Origin of the sequence: Psychrobacillus sp. FSL W7-1457, assembly GCF_038593405.1 — a bacterium.
Taxonomy (GTDB): domain Bacteria; phylum Bacillota; class Bacilli; order Bacillales_A; family Planococcaceae; genus Psychrobacillus.
In genome coordinates this window covers 1,569,933-1,588,605 of the sequence record NZ_CP151993.1, presented here as the reverse complement: position 1 = coordinate 1,588,605, position 18,673 = coordinate 1,569,933, and the positions used below count along the sequence as shown (strand labels likewise).

The window sequence follows — 18,673 nt, the reverse complement described above, 5'->3', positions numbered from 1 at the left end:
CGCTAATCTAATAGATTTTCAGTAAACTATATATATTCGTTTATTGGGGGTCAGACAAGTGGAGGGAAAATTAGTGCTATATTTAGAAATTCATCAACTAGCCAAAAGAAACTTAACAGTTTCTCAAATTGCAAATCAGTTTAAAGTATCTCGAACGACAGTGTATAAATATTTGGAGATGAGCTTGGAAGAGGCGATACAACAATTTGAAGAAGGTAAAACAAGGAAGAAGAAATTAGATGAACATCTAGATTGGATAGTTGCCTGGTTGGAGGAATATCCACACCTAAGTGCAGCCCAGATTAAAGATTGGTTATTAGAAAAGTTTCCAAGCCTAGAGATTGGAGACAGTACTGTTCGATTATATGTTCAAGAAGTCAGAGAGAAATATCAAATTGAAAAGACGAAACAAACAAGGCAGTATGAGGCAATACAACAACAGCCTATGGGAAAACAGATGCAGGTTGATTGGGGAGAAACAAAGCAGAAAACCGTAAGTAAAAGAGAGATAAAACTTTACTTTATCGCGTTTGTTTTGGCGCATTCGCGCCATAAATACATGAAATGGCAAAATCGACCATTTACAACAAGAGATGCGATTCGCTGCCATGAAAACGCCTTTCACTTTTATGGGGGAATGCCTAACGAAATAGTATACGATCAGGATCATTTACTTTCGGTTAGCGAGAACGCTGGTGATTTAATTCTGACTACCGATTTTCAATCGTATGTGAAAGAACGGAATTTTAGGGTTCATTTATGTCGTAAGGCAGACCCTGAATCAAAAGGAATGATTGAAAATGTCGTTAAATTTATCAAAGGGAACTTCGCAAATAGTCGAGTTTTTAATGATATTGATGACTGGAATGAACGAGCACTTCAATGGCTCGAACGAACTGGGAATCACAATGTGCATAACACAACGAAAAAAAGACCCGATGAAGTGTTTCTCCTCGAAAAGCAACACTTACAACCGGTCTCTAGCTTACTTTCAATAGAAAGTATGAATGAGTCTAGTATAACAAGAAATGTAATGAAGGACAACACAATCAGATTTGAGTCTAATCGATACTCCGTACCGATAGGTACTTACAAAACAAAAGGAAATAATCAGGTGTTCCTTGAAATAAAAGGCTCAAACAATCAGCAGCTGGTTATCAGGAGTAGTAAGAATCGTGAAGTCATTGCCAAACATACAATTAGCAAGGAGAAAGGTATTCTTATTAAGAATAGAAATCATGGTAGGGATCGATCTAAAGGCATCGAGGCATTAAAAAATGGGCTTTTATCTGCATTTGACGATGAAGAAAAAGCGAAGGTTTACATAGAGAAAGTGCTCGAGAAATACCCACGTTATCGTCGAGATCATTTAGAAATTTTCCGTTCGGTATCAATAACTGATTCAACTTGGTTTGATAAGGCGCTGGAGAAATGCATCCATGAAAACTTGTATAGTGCGAACGATTTTAAAGACGTTGTGCTTTACCTAAAAAAACAATCTCAACAGGAACCATTAGTTTCCTTAGAACAGGAGAAACGGCCGATTCATAAAGTAGATATACCAGTTGGAACACGCCCTTTAAGTACGTACACAAGCATTTTAGGAGGCGAACTTTCATGAATCATACGGTAAAAGAAATTCAGAGCCAATTCAAACTATTGCGCTTAGCCGAAACAGCTGAGGAGCTTCCACAGCTCCTTCGCGAAGCTGAGAAATCGTCATGGACCTATTTAGAATTCCTAGAGGCCATTACCCATTTTGAATTAAAGAAAAGAGAAGCTAAGAGTGTGGAAAGACGGTTGAAATGGGCACGGTTCCCTTATCAGAAAACTCTGTTGGAATTTAGTATTGAAGCACAAAATTCTTTAAGTGAACGCCAACTTACTCAACTACAAGAAATAAATTGGCTGGAGCAACAGTATAATTTGATCTTATTAGGTCCTCCAGGAGTGGGAAAAACTCACTTAGCCGTAGGCTTAGGCATCGAGGCAATTAACAAAGGTTATCAAGTTTACTTTGTGACAATGGGAGAATTAATTCAATTACTGAAAACGGAGGAATTTACGCATAAATCACAGGTACAGATGAAACGATTAAGAGCTTCTGATTTAATAATTATTGATGATTTGATGTATATGGCGATGGATCAACGTGAGGCCAATCTGTTCTTCCAAATGATCAATCATCTTTATGAACAAAGTTCAATTATCTTAACTTCTAATAAGAGTCCAGATCAATGGGGAGAATTAATGGGAGATGAAGGAATTACTACGGCTATTTTAGATCGCCTTTTACATCGTGTGGAGGTAATACACATGAATGGAGACAGTTATCGGATGAAAAACCGACAGAGTTTGTTTTAAGCAAAAGTGTTCACTCTAAATTAGCAAAAAGTGTTCAATTCTACTTGACGGTTACAACTCTTACATATAAGAAGATCTTTTTATTCATTTGCCCCTGCTCCCTTTGGTTATCTTTAATTTAATTATAACCAAATCGTTTGTAAATATACACAAAATTTATAAACGTTTATAAAATAAAAAATCAACCTTTAAAACCTCTCATAGCTATTAAATATTAGTATCCTTAAAGGTATGCCTTTATAAACTATTATCCTTAATGTTCACCCATCATTTTGAACTTAATCCCGTCATGGAAATGTCTGATTATAAGTACATACTGTAAATAATGTATGATATTTATCACTATTATGTGACCTGTAATCTATTTTCGTGCACAATACACAGTTTTAGAGGGTTTTTAACATGTATTATCTTAATGAATATGGTTCTATACTATTTAGATCATATTGTTTTGATTTTTATAACAGCAATATATCTTTTATTAATGAAATACATACACAACCGCCTACACCACTGTCTCAAAATATGTTAAACTACAGAAAAGACTGATGATTAAGTTATTTAAGAGAAAGACTTCTTTGAGATAAATATATTAGAGATTCAATATTAAAATCAGGAGTGTTGGTTGAATGAAAACTTATATTTTTTTGGATACAAATATACTTGATAAGCAATTTTTTATAAATCCAGCAGTCGAAGAATTATTGAGATTTAAAAATATCTCTGGCAACGATGTGGATATTATACTAACTGATATTGTCTTTCAAGAATTAGTTGACCACGCACGAAAAGAAATTGTTGAAAGAAATGAAAGTATCAAATCGATAAATAAACTTAATCGTTGGGTGGATAAAAGCCGCCCTATTAAAGAGTTTGAAGTGGAAGAGCTTGTAACAAAATATAAAGAACAGTTATTAAGTAAATATCCATTTACATTTTTTGCTCCAGATCTAAATGTTTATAAAAAAGTCTTTGATAGATATTTTAAAAAACTGAAACCTTTTGAAAATAATAGACAGCAATTTAAAGACGGGTTGCTTTGGGAAACCATTCTAAATTTCAAAGAGAAAATTATTAATGAAACAAGTCAATACTTTTTGATAACCAAAAATTCAACTGATTTTGCTATAGATAAACATAATAAAGACGATTTACACCCAGACTACAAAGCAGAGTTTTCTGGATTAATATTAAGAAACGATATTTATAGTTTTTTGAATGATAAAGAATATTATGTTGATTATGAAATAGATACATTAAAGGAAGAACAAATGTTAGAACGACTAAGGAAATATTTATCGGTACATAATTGGGAATTTGAGGAGCCATTAAATGAATACATTTTTGAAAAAAATGTCTATTCCAAAAATGAAATAGTTCTAAACGGGCTTAATCTTAATGAATCTGTCTGCCGTATCGACTTTTCAAAAAAGGCACTTAAATCTAGTATATATATCCACGTCCCAATTATAATTAAAACTTCTATAAATTTACTATCTAGAGAGTATTCCGATTATGGCGACGATGAATATATACAAGTGTTAACGCCAGCAGAAATAAAATGCGAAGCGATCTTTAGTGAATTACAAGATGATTACAGTTTACAAATTATAGATAAAATTAGAATATTTTAAAAATTATAAAGTCTAACGTAGTTAGTTTTATCCAAAGAGCCCTTTGAAAATTTCCCCTATCTCTTTTTAAATGCTCCTATTTCTAAAGCAATTAGCATAAGCACGTAGATATAAGGTAAGTTAACTAATTCCTAAGATTACAAAGTTCAATTGAGATAAAATACTTCTTTTATACAGAAAAACCTGACCACCATTTATCATAGGATCAGGTTTTTTTATCATTTTAATTACTTTACGTTTGAAATACTCAATTAACATTATGTTTACCCTAGTTTGGGTTTGCTTTGTCTATGTTTTTCACCTATTGTTAATTGAAAATTCCATAGTGTTCTTGACTTCCTGGTACACACTAACTAATCCATATTTTTTATGTCTAATTATATACCCATAACCATTACCTTCTATTCCCATCTCTTGTTTCAACTCTTTATTTAACCTTATTCTTTCTAGGTCGTATGAATCTAATAATTCCCCAAAACAGATTTTAAACTGCTTTTGTTTAAAAACTTGCTGACCATTAAAATAAAGTATTATATTTTCTAATACCTCTTGTTCAGTTGTCCAACCATTATTTGCAATTAATTCTAGTGTGGTTCTATGTATTCTACTTACAACTTCTTCATTAAGCGGTGGGATTACTTTACCTTTATCTTGTGGAAAAACTCTATCAGCTTCCTCTACTCCAAAGTTTCTCATAATACCCTCATAATTAACTGTCTTTGAAGTACATCCCTTTTCTATCCATATCGCACACACAGAATCCAATTCAGCAAAGAAATCGTAGTTGTATAATGGAAGCTCATATGTAGAATTTAGATATTTATGTTTTTTTTCTTTCTTTCTTTTTCGCTGTATAGAGAGCAGTTCTGACGGTATGTCATCAACATCAAGTTTTACTATTAATTCAAAGAATGTAAAATGATTGATTCTGGTATGAGTAACACTTCTACTTCTTCCAAATTTCCTAGCAATTGTATCTATTGAATGATGAAATAATAATCTTGGGTCATCACCTGTTGGTAGATACTCTTTTACTAAATCCAATAATATATATAGGTCTTTTAAGTAACCATACCTTGAAAAAAGTTTGTAAAAATTCGGATACAACTCTTCTAAATCTTCTGATTGAAGAAGCTCCTTATACGTATCAATTGCGAGCTTTAATTCCTTTTGTGCTTCACTCTCTACGATTTCTATTTTATACAATTCAATAAGAAATCTCTTAACTTCTAGAATTGAGCATCCTAATAACTTTTGAGTTATCTGAAGGATCGTTCCAGTAAATGGATGACTTTTAGAAAAGCATTTGTAAAGCTGATGTCCATTATTTTTATTGGAATCAAATATCGAAGCACTTGGATTTTCTTCGTGATGAAATATGTCTATAAAATTATTCTGTGAAGCAATTCCTATGTATAAACGTAAATCTTGTTGTTTTAAGTAATCAAATAGTTCAAAAACATTATGTACAACTTTGGGTTCTGGTGATATTACTTCTTGCAATCTAACTATGTCCTTTTGTTTTATCAACTGAATGTTCATTGCTGTATTACTATTTGTTAGGATATTTCGACTGTTTTTTTGCTGTTTTGTGTTTTCGGCAGGATATATTAATATATTCTCTTTTGTCCCACTAAAAACTTCTATTTCGAAATCCTCAACTTTCAATCTGTTATTGTAATTGAGTTCATATAACTTCTTTCCTCCATAGAATAAACGTGTACAGTCTTTACATTGTGGGTCTGCATCTGGATACATTTTCATTAACTCAACGAGTGTCTGTTCAATCTCATATATATTGTATGTAGGTTTATCAAGTGCAAAAACAACCCGAAACTTATTATTCTCTTCTGTATGAGAAAATGTAGTGTAAATAAACATAGCACTCTCTTTAAATGTGTTAATTGCCTCATACAATGTCATTCCTTCATCAAAATCTAAAGCAATTATTTGCTGTGAGTACCAGTATGCTTTTTGCCTTTTTATTTCTCCTCCCTTTTCTTTGAAGTAAGCAGGTGTAAATGTCTTACCCTTTATTAACTCTTGGGCTAAGTCCTTTACGTTAATTTCTATTGGGTTTTTCATGAGTTTAAAGGTTAAGTTGGAAGCATCCTTCCCTGTAGGTTTTGAGTTGAAACAGGTGTTATCTAACATTAATTTCATGGCTTGGACACCTGACTCTCATTAAACCAAATTCCATCACTTTCAAAAATGTCCTGCCATACTCCTATGAGAAACTCTTCTCCTGTATCTAAATCAACCATGAATTTCTGCCTCTGATATACCCCTCTATATCGTGGCTTGTCATTATCCTTTTGATTTAATTCTCCGTCTATTGACTGAATTAATACTGAGTAACCATCACCTATGTATTGAATTTCCCCTGTATCCCTATTAATCTGCTTTGTGTTATATCCTATAACCTTAAACTCTTTCATTACATCCTGTATAGCGTCAAAATCTGTTACTCTAACAATTCTCATATTTTTGATAAAAAACACTTTACATTTAATTGCACTAGCCTTTATAGAATTATCTCCAAAAGATAATACTTGCATATTTTCCATATAGTAATGACCTTCATTGCCTACGTTTGATTCAATTCTGTCCAGAGAAGGTCTAATACTTAATTTTCTTTCGTTATTTTCGTAAACATTGCTTTGTTTAATCCAAGCCTCCCAAAATAATTTGTTATTCATTAAGTCTTTCTTCATTTCTACTGGCTTTTTCCACTGACATTTCACCCCTTGATATGTTTTATACCATTTCCTTTTAACTCTCTCTAAAGCTCTTATGCATGACTTATGTAATAAATACTCTGCCAGTTGAATACCAGTATAATTATCTACTTTCTCTTTAGATATTCTGCTTCGACATTTATTACAAATTCCCCCTTGATGATAATATTCATTTCCCCTTACATTTTGCTGACACTTACTGCAATAGAAATTCTGATTCTTCATTTATTTTCCTCCATTTTTATTTTTCCTTCTTTTTTTATAAATCTGTTGACAAAAGATGTTGACTTAATGTATAGTTGTATTAAGGTGGTACATCTATATTCAACTTCATCATTTAGAGAAGTATTACTAATATATCATTTTTTTTACTGTTTGTCAAATTAGATTGTTGCGATAGTCTCTCTATTCCTAAAGAGGCTTTTTTATTTTATATTCGAAGTTTTCTTAATACACTTTACATTTGCATAATAGAGCTATATTTTCTCAAGGGGTTTTTGTCGGATATATAAATATAATACTAATATATCCTGCATAAAACTCTTCTTTAAATTATCATACGTGAAAGATATGTCTATTAAGGTGTATTTAAAAGTATTTTTATTACTTCATACGGTCTAGTATTTAACAGTGGTGGATCGCTATATGTATATCTAAAACTATATTAGCAATCTTCATAAACCATACAAAGAGCCATCATTAATGAAAGTAAAAAGAATCCATTCTAAAGTAAGACTGGATTCCTTAAAATTTAAACTTTTAAACCACTAGTTTATATTCAATAATTACCTGCTAATTGTATTTTTCAAGTTTTGTTTATCATTCATTCACTTCTTTAAATTCACTTCGCAACATATCGCATTGTGACATTGACATTTTGTGGCATCATCTAGTGAATGGCAAAGGAGGACTTACCAGTAATCTAAAATGCATTGTCAAAACATTTCTTTGGTTCCCAAGTAGTTTTTTTTATTGAAGCAGCGTGATTATAGATACCTTCAATGAAATGTTTCCGCATCTTTGAGTTATTACCCGTTATCATAAGAATCGTTTCCTTTAAAGGGTGATTACTGTTAATTAAATATTCGTTTCGCTTAAACAAACGATCTAATAATAAACGTACAGGAACCCTCGCAAACTTTCCATTTTCTTCACCACGATTACATTCTTTACAACATAGCACAAGATTCCATACACCGTTTAATGTAAGGTCCTTATCCGTACTATACTGAATTGATAGCGGGATGAAATGATCAACATCACATGTATCTTCTAACCCGCTATCAATCGAGATTTTACGATAACAGTAGAAACACTTCCCCTTTTGATAACCATTCAATGATTTTCGTACAGGAGTTAAGTTTATTCGAAAATGAGAGTTCATATATCTTTCTGCAGTCATGGATTTAAGGAAAAACAACTCTTCTGAATCAATATCATAATTAACTATTAAATTTGGATTTCGTTCCGTCCATGCAGATTCTACTAGATTCCAACGTCCCTCAATCTCATTAGCTAAATTTGAAAAATGCAGACTCTCATTCAGTAGATAAATACTATCAGTTAATGAAATACCTAGTTTTTTGCCTTGCACACTTTTTTCATAAAATGGCGAAGTTATTTCACCTTCAAATAAGTTGTGAAAAGCATCAATAACATTATTAAAACCTTTTCGCTCTGTCACAAACATTAATTGATCCCAGGTAATTTTATCCTCATCATATAAGTGTAGTGCATTAATGAATTGAGATGATTGACTAGTAATTTGACGTTTTCCACTTTGAACATGCTCTAACATGTATTTTGCAAATATAGGTGATAATTCTTCCAGACTGACAAAAGTCTTATCCTGTTGACTTAAATCTAGTAGAGAATGAGCTAAAGCAAATTTATATGTTGCTACATTGCGACCAAACAGTACAATCGATCTAAACTGTGATTCTATAGATTGATCATCTTTTAAAAATTCGTTCATAGATCTTCCACATCAATTAGGTAAATCTTTTGATCAAATCCACCACGTTTTTCTTTTTTCTTTAAACGAACTGCTTCTAATTGTTCAAAAGTTAAGTTATTTACACCTAAATATGCATTTATTAATTCTAATAGATCTGATAACTCTTCTACCGCTTCTTGTAATGTTGTAGCAGTTTGAAATTCTTGTAATTCCTCATACATTTTGTTTTTAATCTCAGCTACATGCTCTTCATCCGATAAGATACGAGAATTGTATGCTTTATTATCTTTTTTAATAATTTCTATTATATTATCACGAACTAGTTTATTATATTTAGGCATAATAAACTCCCCTCTTAAATTTTTACTTCTAATTAAATATTTTATAGACCCAAAATTCAATTTTATTTACTTTCTCTATTTAGACTTAAGAAAATCTTTTTATCATCTCTAATTTCTATATTAAAATCATCCACATTGCTTACGGTAAATACTTTTTTATCATAATTAATCTTACACTTTGCATTGTTACTTTCATTAATAAATTCATACTCATTATCATTAATATATTTTGGTTTAATTCCATAATCATACCAGATATATAAATCGAAAATTTGTCTATTTCTTATATTTAGAACTCTCTTTTTTTTCTCCAACTTCACTATATTTAGCGTATTATAAAAGCTATACTCAAATGAGTTAACAGCCATTCTATTGTTTCCATTTAGATAGTGTGATACCGATAAAAGTATTAACACACAACTAGTCAATAACTGTAAAGAATGTAAGAATCCTTGTAACAGCAAAAATTCACTATCAAACGAAACATTAAATACACCTAGTGAAAAACTATATAAAATTGCATTTAAAGGATTTGCTTCACTACTTTCTCCTCCCCAAAAATTACTTATTGTAGTGGATAATATAATATAAATAGCCGAAAACAAAATAAAAAATTCAATTAAACTATGTATTGCTAAGGAAAGTCTACCTTGAGATCTTAATAGACTTGATTTAAATCCGTTAATATATCCCATTGTAGAAATTTGATACTCCATATAATTATTTTGAAAATTTTTAACAAGGTATGATTTGGAATCAACTCTAACTACATCTTTATAAAAAGCAAATATTATCTCTATACTTCTTGAAATTATTCTAAAAATTATCATTCCAGAAATAAAAAGTATTAAATACATAATTATGTGTTCATCCTTATTAGAATTTTCTACGGAACAAATATCAACAACATATTGAACTATATATAATATTGTTACTAGAAAGAAATAAACAATACTTCTTTTAACATTTGACCAATTAGACCATTCCACTAAAAATTTTCTTTCTATTGAAATTCTTAGCCAATCATAATTTGTTAATCCATGTTCATTTTCACCAATAAGTTCAATTATTTCACCTTCATTATATTTATATTTTATTTTTCTAGTAAATTCTATTAATTGTTCTTTATTTCTATTTGAGTAAAAATAATCTGGTGATAATAGAAAGAAAAATCCCTCTTTAATGTTTAAAGGCAATAAATATTGCTTATTAAAAATTAATTTCGAATTTCTCAAATCAAGTTTTTTATGTTCAATAATATTCTTTTCATCATCTGTATAATAATAATAAATCGTATCAAGCTGTAAGCGTTTATATATTACCGTAATAAAAAGATACATAAAGAAAATTACTATCCCTAGTATAAAAAAAATAACAAAACTTATAAAAGGTTCCTTCTCACTATCTAAAACCTTATACATTTCAAAATTATCTTTACTTATATATATACCCAAATAAGTTAGTATAATTAATCCTAGTGTTGTAAGTAAAAAACTGATTAAAAATTTATTTTTTTGAACACGATATTTCTCATGCTCATCATACTTATAAAATCTAATTGCATTTTCTTTTATGTATTTCTCATTAATCTTTTTAAAAAAAAGATCATTCAATAATCTCACCTCATCAAAACAAAACAATATGATTTAATTATATACTTATAAAGTAGAAATTTGCTTCATTTATTTAGAATATTGCAATTTAAAATAAAGGAAAAATCAGAGCATAGCGGAATATACTTATTAAGGGATCTCTTAGCATACCCTATTAGCGTTGTATATGCGTTAATATTCTAAACAACTAAGAGTATTTCATTATTTCATTACTTTGATGGGTAGTGCCAGGGTAGGAATTAATGGGGTATACTAACACCCTGCTTTGTGCTAGGATCTAAAGTAGAAACGTTGGTACAACAAGGTATTCCTTTCATAAAACCCGGTCTTGTAGCTCAGTTGGGAGAGCACCACCTCGACAAGGTGGGGGTCGCTGGTTCGAGACCAGTCGGGACCATTAATTTAGTAGGATTGCAAACGTTGTTATATCAACGTTTGTATCAAAAATAATCTGTTTGGATTATTGTAGTTAGAGTTAATAGGAACCACACTGATTATAAATATATTTGGTTTAAAACATTTTGAAGCTCCGTTTTTCACAAACCATTCTATTGTAGAAACTTTTCATTTTCTATTTTTTCTTATTAATACAGAAAACAAAAAGCACCTACAATCCTTGATACTAAAGGATTGTAGGTGCTTTTTGTTTGGTTCTAACTTATTGTTTCTGTACCTGATACGTCCCAGGAGCACATTATATATGGCTACAAAATATTGATCCGACGATAATATTTCTATTTAATACATGTGTAAAATTTTGTGTAAAACTCTATCCACTTAATTATTAAATTTATATACTCTTTTTCTCTTCACAAAATTTCTATTTCGTTCTTGTTTATATACAAATACTTCGTTAAAGCCTGTTCTTCCAGCATTCTTAAAACAGTAGTCGATTATTGTTTTTGAAGTTCGAGTATTTGTAGTTGCAAAAATATTGACCGCTGTATATAGTCTAGAATAATGATCTATTTGTTTTTTTAATTCTTTTTGAATATTTTTATTATATAAACGTTGACCATCTGTATTTATATAGTTATCAATTATTATCATAGGTGATTTTACTAAGTCTTTAGGTAACATTTTATCCTCAATATCATATGTGTCCTTTATAAGAATATTAATAGTATTCCCTTGTCTAGTATCGTTTTTAATCTTTACGTTTACAGGTTTATCTATTTCTTCAGTATCTATATACTCAATATCTTGGAAATCCCCTTTAAAACAAATTATATAATGCAAATATATAGGCACATTCATTAAAGATACCTTAGTATATCCAAGAACTTTTGCAGCAATCCAAAAAGTAGAATAACTTATATCATAATAAATATTACTAGTATTAAAAACTCTATCTTTATTATTATTGCGAATAATTGTTAAAACTAAATACGCTAATATTATTCCTATAACAACTTTAGAAATATCTTTTTCGTTATAAGCTTCTAAATTATCTACTATTATAGATGCATCAACTTGTAATGCTGTAATAAATATCAAGGCTATCTGATAAAAAATAAAAGGTAAACTAAAAGACATTAATACAATTAAAATAGGTACCATTATTTTTGTGAAAAGAAACCAAATTTGTTGTTTTGACACGTTATTTCTGCATCCCCATTCTTAGAATTTGTTTACATTTTGTGCAACCTCTCCAAACACATATTTCATGTATCCCTACGATAACGAAAAAAATATATCTTACATCCTCATTTTGTTTACTTAACAAGTTTCCCCATTCTTTTAAATCATGACTAGACGGTATAGGTCTTAATTCCGGATGTGTATGCCACTCTCCTAAATAATTTTGTGTTGAATTGGATTTCTCCCAGATTAAGTCAAGGATTTCTTGATGGTATTTTTTACTCCTTTTAAAAAAGTATCTTTTTTGCCGATCTTCAGGTTGCGGAGTAGTGCATAAATCAACAATTGCATTTGGAGTATCTTTAATATACCGTCCTATTAAAATACCACCAGACTCTTTTTTACTTGGTTTTGTTTGTATATATTTTTTAAACTCATCTAGCACTTGCTTTTTAATCTCCACAGTACAATTACTATATTCAAATCTCATAATTGACACCACAAGTAACGCATTCATTTTGTTTAACACAAACAGTATTTGTTTTAGCTCCTAATAAAGAAATTTGCTTATATCTTAATGAAGGTTCGAATCCCTCATCGGTAAATCTCCGAGAGTCTCCTAAATATGATATTAGCTTATTACCTTTAAATTTGTTGTTCATAACCTCTAAAATAATTTTTGATAAGTTAATACTTATTTCCTGTGAATCCAAGTAACTATATGGAGTGAATTCACTATGACATCCTTGCATTTTTCTTAGATAATTATCTTCTGGATTAACAAAACTTCCTCGATTATGAACTAACCGATTAAGGTTATCTTCTTCAGTATATAAGCATCTAAAACAACCAGGAATTTCTGAATTATTTGTAACCAAAATATGACTACCTATTCCCAAAGGCTCAATCCAAGAGTAAATTATAGGGATATTAATCTTATTTTTATAAATAAAATCATTTAAATATAACTCATAAGTAGGAGAGCCTAAAGCCGATACTATCAAATCGTACTTTGTAGATAGTTCTTTTAAATTATCATCAATAAAATTTTTAACATTTTTAGTGAATTTCTCAACTTCCACTTCTGTAAAATTACTTTTCAAGTACAAACTTAGGATATCTGTTTTAAACTTATAAGTTCCACCCATTAAAATATGATTAAGTCCTAAAAAGTGTCTCATTGAATTCTCTGGAAGAAGAATATCATTATCGACTAAGCCGAAATATTTTACTCCCATTTTAGCTAAATTTGCTAAAGTATTACTACCTATCGAACCCAATCCCAAAATTAAAACTTTATAATTTTCATAAGCGTTTTTTCCTTGTGTTCTTTTCATCAAATAATCAGCATGAATACGTGTATATCTAACTGGTGTTAACCTGGATTTATTTGAAATATTAGCTAATTTTATTTCCTTATTACTTCCATTAGCGGGATATACACAAACCCCGACATTAATCCTTTGTTTCTCAAAAGGAACGCTTAATATAAAGTATAATTCTTCATTATTAAATTTAATATTTTGAAGGTATCTCTTAGTTGAAGAGCCACAATTCCTTAAAATTAATCGCTTTAATTGTTTAAAATTCCACATCTTATATCTATTAGGAAAAGGAATCATATCTGAATTTTTTAGGGTTATAAATACACATTTATATCTATCCCATTTTTCTAAATCTATTTCATAGATATAGCTTAATTCTCTTAAGCTAGACACTTCCGGATTAATCAATATTCTAGTTTCATTGCCCAAACTATTCTTAGGTTTTAAAATTTCAACTTCTTTTATTTTTATATCCCGATCATCAAAAAATGATTGAACTTCAACTGTATTATCTAATCTACTCCAATTAATCTCATATTCTCTTTTAAACTCTTCGAAACGTGACTTATTCATTCCATTACTTATTGTTTTTATAGCTAAATTCAATGATTCCATTATAATTTGAACAGGGTAATTAACATCTAAAATTAGACCATCATCGAATGCATAACAAATCAGATTATCCGATTTTTCAATATGTGGCATAAAATTAAAATCTATTACATTCTCGAAAAAGAAGTAAGGCTTCTCAATAGGAAAATCTATTGATAACGCTATTCTTATTTCGAGAATTTTTCTTTCCAAATTAATTTGTAATTTATATGTTTTAACCCAGTTAGCTCTTGTACTTTTAATATTATCGATTTTATCCTCAATGAATTCGTATCCAGCAGCAGAAAAAGAACTTTCTAAATCTATTTTATATTTCTCAAAACTAATCATTTAACTCATGTGCTGAAGACGTATTAGTTAATATAGCTTTATTCTTAGACTGAGCTGTATCTTTTTCATCAGGAATTGGAAAATCTTCTCCAAACTCTTTGGCTAACAATTCACAGGCTTCCTTAGGATCCGTACACTTAGCAGCTTCACTCAAAACCTCATTCAAGTTTTCTAACTTGCTTTTAAAATCGTTCATTTGCTTTAAACTGATATTCTTATAGACATCATTAAAAGGTTTGGTAGGTAATTTAACGCTTAATCTATAACCTTCTTCATCATTTTCAAAGACATAATAAAACCCATTTATCATATTTGAAACAAAATTTCTTAGAGCTTCTAAATCATTATATTTCCTTTTAAAAGATACTGGATCTAATGTATACTTCACTTCGAACTTATCTAGTGCCGCTATCGTTAAACCAATCCCAGTAGGTCGATTAACTTGATTTTTAAATCTTAAATCTTTCCAACGCTTCAAATATCTTATTACTCTTCTAAATTGCTTTCTTTCACAATCTTTACTATAACTATTTTGAATTTTATTTAATAATTCTTTCGGGTCACTATCTTCCCAATACTTATTTTCATCATTTGACCCGGGTTTTCCTTTTGCTATAAACATATCCTCATTTTCATCTTTAATATAAACTGCAAAATCCACATGATAATTCCGATTTTCTTTTACTTCATTCTCAAACTTTACAGTCACACAAGGAACTTTAATTTGCACATCATCATATTCTTCCAAAAGTACTTTAGATACGATTTCTTTTAAGATAACTGGCTTTTCTTCGTCTTTATTTAAAGTAAAAATTATTCCTACATCAATATCATAATCACCGTCATCTAACGCTTTAATTCCTGTTTTCATTGCATAACTTCCTTGGCTAAATGTCTCAAAACTATTAGAAGTTTCGCTTCTTAAATTACTTTTAATAAGTTCAATTATTTCATCTCTTTTTTCTTTAAGCTCTTTATTATCACCCATTACAATTTTTATAGAATCATGGAAATCTACAAAATACTTTTGTACGTCGGACATTCTAAAATACCTCCTTTTTTCCTTATTATAACAAACTTTAATTTAATTTTACCTGATATGTAATTTAATTAATTATAAAAGAAATTTATCCAAATTCTTATATCTATATGTAAATAATGTTCATTTATAGTTTGCAATGATTTATGCCCAGTTTGTTTCGAAAATGTTGCTAAATCAGCATTTTTATTATGTATGATAGTTATTAGAGTTTTTCTTAATACATACGGTGTCATTCCTATTCAATCGTGCATTAGACGATTGTAACTACGTTCCGAATTTTTTTACTCTTATATGTACCCAAGCGATCAACAGAGCCAACTAAATAGTCAGGTAAACTTTCTAACTCTGAAAAATTTCTGGTTATTTTATTTAACTCAATTTTACCCATAACCTCTTCATTAGGTCCAAATTTGTAAACTACTGTTTCATCATCTTCATATTCCTTTAATAGTAAAACATACGAAGTCATTTTTACTCCTCCTCTTCTGGGTACCACGGACGCCCAGATTCGACTGTTTTATCGTGTGCGGTCTTGTTATGTTTTGAATATTCCTTCAAATTTTGATTCAAAAATTTCATGATTCAATAAATTAATATCATTCTTGTTATAAGTACCTTTTTGAAGCTTATCCCAAGCTTGTCCAATTTGATAATCTGATTCAAAGCGTACAATTCCACGTTCTTTTATGTATTCTTTGATAAATAAGTGCTCCCTAAAAGAGATGTATTAGCTGCCCGATGAAATTAGAATACCAATGGAAACTCTCCTGTTATTAAATATAAAAACGCACAACTTGTAGAGAGTCATGCTTAACTAACTTAATTTTCTTTTTTTAATATATACTTAAACTCAGGAAATAGGTGAAAGCATCAAAATTTTGATGTTTTTTCAAATAATCAATCTATATTAAAGTAATTCTACTCTAATTTGTTTGTAAAATTTAACTTTTATTCTCTCTTCTTCCCCCACATACATTACAAAAGCTTTATCGTCTTTTTTAATACTTGTTACATTATTAAAATAACCTGTAAATACCCATCTGAACTAGTCCTTCGACTCCACGTTGGATTGTTTTTATTTCAGTATTTAATCTTTCTAACATTGTAATGTTTCGCTGTAGCCCATCTTGTAATAAATCTACATCCAATACCTTCATAAGCTTATCCTCATCACACGTTCAGAAAAATTCTTTTCACTATATCCTTTAGTATACAATAATGCCCCATAGGTGAACATTCTTCTCCTTCTCTAGCAAACTGTCAATAGTTATAATATTCCATTTTCTATCGAAGAGGTGAAGGGATTAACAACAATAACCTTTAAAATAAACCTTACGTATTAGATGCACAAAATCTCCTGATACTCTTTCACTACTGTCACAGAAAAACAACAGTTAAATAGATAGTGGAAAATATTACATTTCATTACTATTATCATTACTATTTACAAATTCGACAAGGTGGGGGGTCGCTGGTTCGAGAATTCATCTCCCCTTGCTTTACGGGCAGTTTTTGGATCAACTCCTGCCTCAATCTGAGTTTTTGATTCAAAAGTCATCTTGCTTTTAACCGTAAAGATCTTAAAGTAAAAAACCTTGAAAGGCATATAGCCAATCAAGGTTTCACAATACTGATTTAACCGTTTTGATGTTCCTTTTTCGCTAAATCAATCGCTACGGCTAATTTTATTTGAAAAATTTTACTTAACCCTCTTTGAAAATCCTTCAGATTAAAAGTTTCAATTATAGGAACTTCCGAATGATTGACTCTACTAATTTCAATTTTAGCAATTCTATCAAGGTCAACTAAAATAGTGAATATGTCTTCGCTTTGGTCAGGTGTCCAATTTAAAATATATGCACTTTTTACTTCTCCAAAAGTAGTTCTTAACACATTCAATATTGCTTCTGCTTTACCATCTTGAGCCGAAACAATGTTCGAACCTTCTAACTCCTTTCTGAAATCCTGTTCCTGTTTGCTTCCGTTTAGTTTCATTTTATCACCCCTGGTGTAGTAGTAACTAGATTTCCATACTTATCGGTTAGTACTGTCATAATATTTGTAGGAGAACCACTAAACTTATCAATACCTATGTTTGAGTCTAATGTAACTTCCCTTACATATCTAGCCTGCTTCTCGATTGTCCCATCTGCTAACTTTATATCTGAGTATAAAACTTTTGAAACTGGAGTGTTCACAACTTCTTTACTTTGAAGAACTCCCTTAAGCACGTCAGGTGTAATTGAGAATTGGGAAGCATTCTTTGAAGGGTTAAAATGCCTATCTAATACATGATTAAAACCTGATCCTTCTGCTGCACTTCCATTTCTTAAGTTTACTCTAGACTGAACAAGAGGAGGCATTCCTTCAATCTTAACCGTACCCTTAGGTATCCTTTCACCAATTTTCGATGGTGAATTAACAGCTTCTACAATTGATTTCTCATTAACCATCTTCTGTATAGACTTAGCAATAGGGACTGCCATTGAAAATAAGGGATCAAGTGTAGCACCTGCACCAATATTTAGCCCTAAATCTAAAGCATTCTGTTTCCAGTTAGTGTCCTCTGGATTTAGTAACTCCCGACCGCCAATCTCTCCTGCTGACAAGATACTACCAACGGCTGTACCCTCTTTAGCAAATTGCCCTAAATTGCGTGCAGAGATCCCGGTTGTAAGTCCTTTCGCTCCTAAAGATGTACCTCTAATAGCTTTAACAGCACCAAGCCCAGGGACTCCATAGCCCAGCATATCAGCTATGAGGTCAGTACCTCCGCCTTCACCAAACTCCCGTGTAGTATAAAATAAATGCTCATCTCCTGTTCCAGCCTTGTGCAATTCTGAAGGTAAACCTAAAAGAGATGTATTAGCTGTCCGATGGGTAAATCGCTGTACCTCGACAAAATCGTCCGTCTGTCTTTGACCAACATCATTCGCTCTTTCTAGCATAGCTTCTCCGAATGACTTACTATCGAATGGATTTATTGCTGCTACAGATTTTAACGCACCTATTCCTAGATCATAGAAGTCTTGAAAAATATTGCTGTTCTTTTGGATATTTATTTTTTCTTGTTCAAACCACTGTTCTCTGGTCTTGCACAGGATAAGACAATCATATCTGTACCCACAAAAGGATT

At 30.6% G+C, this 18,673-nt stretch carries 16 protein-coding genes and 1 tRNA gene; 4 read left to right on the top strand and 13 right to left on the bottom strand.

From position 1 onward, the window contains the following. The first annotated feature begins 73 nt into the window (after positions 1-73). The 3 genes from istA to NSQ95_RS07495 all read left to right on the top strand — a co-directional run bounded on the left by istA (position 74) and on the right by NSQ95_RS07495 (position 3,998). Positions 74-1,621, top strand: a complete 1,548-nt coding sequence (gene istA / locus NSQ95_RS07505) for an IS21 family transposase (protein ID WP_342560794.1) — start codon at positions 74-76, stop codon at positions 1,619-1,621. Then, positions 1,618-2,364: an IS21-like element helper ATPase IstB gene (gene istB, locus NSQ95_RS07500; RefSeq protein WP_342559798.1), complete on the top strand. Its 747-nt coding sequence runs from the start codon at positions 1,618-1,620 to the stop codon at positions 2,362-2,364. Before istA ends, istB begins: the two co-directional genes overlap by 4 nt. A gap of 629 nt (positions 2,365-2,993) precedes the next feature. Beyond that, on the top strand, positions 2,994-3,998 hold the full coding sequence (locus tag NSQ95_RS07495) for a PIN domain-containing protein (protein WP_342560615.1): 1,005 nt from the start codon (positions 2,994-2,996) through the stop codon (positions 3,996-3,998). A 297-nt stretch (positions 3,999-4,295) separates the two neighbouring features. On the opposite strand, the gene NSQ95_RS07490 is transcribed toward NSQ95_RS07495, so the two are convergent. The 5 genes from NSQ95_RS07490 to NSQ95_RS07470 form a co-directional block, all read right to left on the bottom strand. Then, on the bottom strand, positions 4,296-6,161 hold the full coding sequence (locus tag NSQ95_RS07490) for a hypothetical protein (protein ID WP_342560614.1): 1,866 nt from the start codon (positions 6,159-6,161) through the stop codon (positions 4,296-4,298). Then, positions 6,158-6,961 (bottom strand): hypothetical protein, encoded by an 804-nt coding sequence (locus NSQ95_RS07485; RefSeq protein ID WP_342560613.1) that lies wholly within the window; start codon positions 6,959-6,961, stop codon positions 6,158-6,160. Before NSQ95_RS07485 ends, NSQ95_RS07490 begins: the two co-directional genes overlap by 4 nt. Positions 6,962-7,658: 697 nt before the next feature. Continuing rightward, a complete protein-coding gene (locus tag NSQ95_RS07480) occupies positions 7,659-8,711 on the bottom strand; it encodes an HNH endonuclease domain-containing protein (RefSeq protein ID WP_342560612.1) in 1,053 nt (350 codons plus the stop codon). Continuing rightward, positions 8,708-9,034 carry a nucleoside triphosphate pyrophosphohydrolase gene (locus NSQ95_RS07475; RefSeq protein ID WP_342560611.1) on the bottom strand — a complete coding sequence of 109 codons (327 nt, stop codon included), beginning with the start codon at positions 9,032-9,034 and terminating at the stop codon, positions 8,708-8,710. Before NSQ95_RS07475 ends, NSQ95_RS07480 begins: the two co-directional genes overlap by 4 nt. 62 nt (positions 9,035-9,096) lie before the next feature. Continuing rightward, positions 9,097-10,647, bottom strand: a complete 1,551-nt coding sequence (locus tag NSQ95_RS07470; protein WP_342560610.1) for a hypothetical protein — start codon at positions 10,645-10,647, stop codon at positions 9,097-9,099. A gap of 324 nt (positions 10,648-10,971) precedes the next feature. On the opposite strand from NSQ95_RS07470, the gene NSQ95_RS07465 reads away from it, so the two are divergent. Further along, positions 10,972-11,044 (top strand) — tRNA-Val (locus tag NSQ95_RS07465). A 380-nt stretch (positions 11,045-11,424) separates the two neighbouring features. Here NSQ95_RS07465 and NSQ95_RS07460 read toward each other — a convergent pair. The 8 genes from NSQ95_RS07460 to NSQ95_RS07425 all read right to left on the bottom strand — a co-directional run bounded on the left by NSQ95_RS07460 (position 11,425) and on the right by NSQ95_RS07425 (position 18,485). Further along, positions 11,425-12,246, bottom strand: a complete 822-nt coding sequence (locus tag NSQ95_RS07460; protein WP_342560609.1) for a hypothetical protein — start codon at positions 12,244-12,246, stop codon at positions 11,425-11,427. Position 12,247: 1 nt separating this feature from the next. After that, a complete protein-coding gene (locus tag NSQ95_RS07455) occupies positions 12,248-12,718 on the bottom strand; it encodes a Mov34/MPN/PAD-1 family protein (protein WP_342560608.1) in 471 nt (156 codons plus the stop codon). Further along, positions 12,708-14,495 (bottom strand): ThiF family adenylyltransferase, encoded by a 1,788-nt coding sequence (locus NSQ95_RS07450; RefSeq protein WP_342560607.1) that lies wholly within the window; start codon positions 14,493-14,495, stop codon positions 12,708-12,710. Before NSQ95_RS07450 ends, NSQ95_RS07455 begins: the two co-directional genes overlap by 11 nt. Continuing rightward, entirely contained in the window at positions 14,488-15,537 is a 1,050-nt protein-coding gene (locus tag NSQ95_RS07445) for a nucleotidyltransferase (RefSeq protein WP_342560606.1), read from the bottom strand. Before NSQ95_RS07445 ends, NSQ95_RS07450 begins: the two co-directional genes overlap by 8 nt. A gap of 250 nt (positions 15,538-15,787) precedes the next feature. After that, on the bottom strand, positions 15,788-16,006 hold the full coding sequence (locus NSQ95_RS07440) for a hypothetical protein (protein WP_342560605.1): 219 nt from the start codon (positions 16,004-16,006) through the stop codon (positions 15,788-15,790). Positions 16,007-16,553: 547 nt separating this feature from the next. Beyond that, positions 16,554-16,694: a hypothetical protein gene (locus NSQ95_RS07435; protein ID WP_342560604.1), complete on the bottom strand. Its 141-nt coding sequence runs from the start codon at positions 16,692-16,694 to the stop codon at positions 16,554-16,556. Positions 16,695-17,172: 478 nt separating this feature from the next. Beyond that, entirely contained in the window at positions 17,173-17,532 is a 360-nt protein-coding gene (locus NSQ95_RS07430; protein ID WP_342560603.1) for a hypothetical protein, read from the bottom strand. Next, complete coding sequence (locus NSQ95_RS07425) at positions 17,529-18,485, bottom strand: hypothetical protein (RefSeq protein ID WP_342560602.1); 957 nt, start codon at positions 18,483-18,485, stop codon at positions 17,529-17,531. The genes NSQ95_RS07430 and NSQ95_RS07425 overlap by 4 nt, the downstream gene beginning before the upstream one ends. Between the last annotated feature and the right edge of the window lie 188 nt (positions 18,486-18,673).

What these genes read in the sequence shown, in the direction of transcription:
- NSQ95_RS07455 (WP_342560608.1), bottom strand. Translation starts at nt 12,718, where the DNA reads ATGAGATTTGAATATAGTAATTGTACTGTGGAGATTAAAAAGCAAGTG.
- istB (WP_342559798.1), top strand. Translation starts at nt 1,618, where the DNA reads ATGAATCATACGGTAAAAGAAATTCAGAGCCAATTCAAACTATTGCGC.
- NSQ95_RS07440 (WP_342560605.1), bottom strand. Translation starts at nt 16,006, where the DNA reads ATGACTTCGTATGTTTTACTATTAAAGGAATATGAAGATGATGAAACA.
- NSQ95_RS07485 (WP_342560613.1), bottom strand. Translation starts at nt 6,961, where the DNA reads ATGAAGAATCAGAATTTCTATTGCAGTAAGTGTCAGCAAAATGTAAGG.
- NSQ95_RS07490 (WP_342560614.1), bottom strand. Translation starts at nt 6,161, where the DNA reads ATGAAATTAATGTTAGATAACACCTGTTTCAACTCAAAACCTACAGGG.
- NSQ95_RS07430 (WP_342560603.1), bottom strand. Translation starts at nt 17,532, where the DNA reads ATGAAACTAAACGGAAGCAAACAGGAACAGGATTTCAGAAAGGAGTTA.
- NSQ95_RS07475 (WP_342560611.1), bottom strand. Translation starts at nt 9,034, where the DNA reads ATGCCTAAATATAATAAACTAGTTCGTGATAATATAATAGAAATTATT.
- NSQ95_RS07435 (WP_342560604.1), bottom strand. Translation starts at nt 16,694, where the DNA reads ATGAAGGTATTGGATGTAGATTTATTACAAGATGGGCTACAGCGAAAC.
- NSQ95_RS07425 (WP_342560602.1), bottom strand. Translation starts at nt 18,485, where the DNA reads ATGCTAGAAAGAGCGAATGATGTTGGTCAAAGACAGACGGACGATTTT.
- NSQ95_RS07450 (WP_342560607.1), bottom strand. Translation starts at nt 14,495, where the DNA reads ATGATTAGTTTTGAGAAATATAAAATAGATTTAGAAAGTTCTTTTTCT.
- NSQ95_RS07495 (WP_342560615.1), top strand. Translation starts at nt 2,994, where the DNA reads ATGAAAACTTATATTTTTTTGGATACAAATATACTTGATAAGCAATTT.
- NSQ95_RS07445 (WP_342560606.1), bottom strand. Translation starts at nt 15,537, where the DNA reads ATGTCCGACGTACAAAAGTATTTTGTAGATTTCCATGATTCTATAAAA.
- NSQ95_RS07480 (WP_342560612.1), bottom strand. Translation starts at nt 8,711, where the DNA reads ATGAACGAATTTTTAAAAGATGATCAATCTATAGAATCACAGTTTAGA.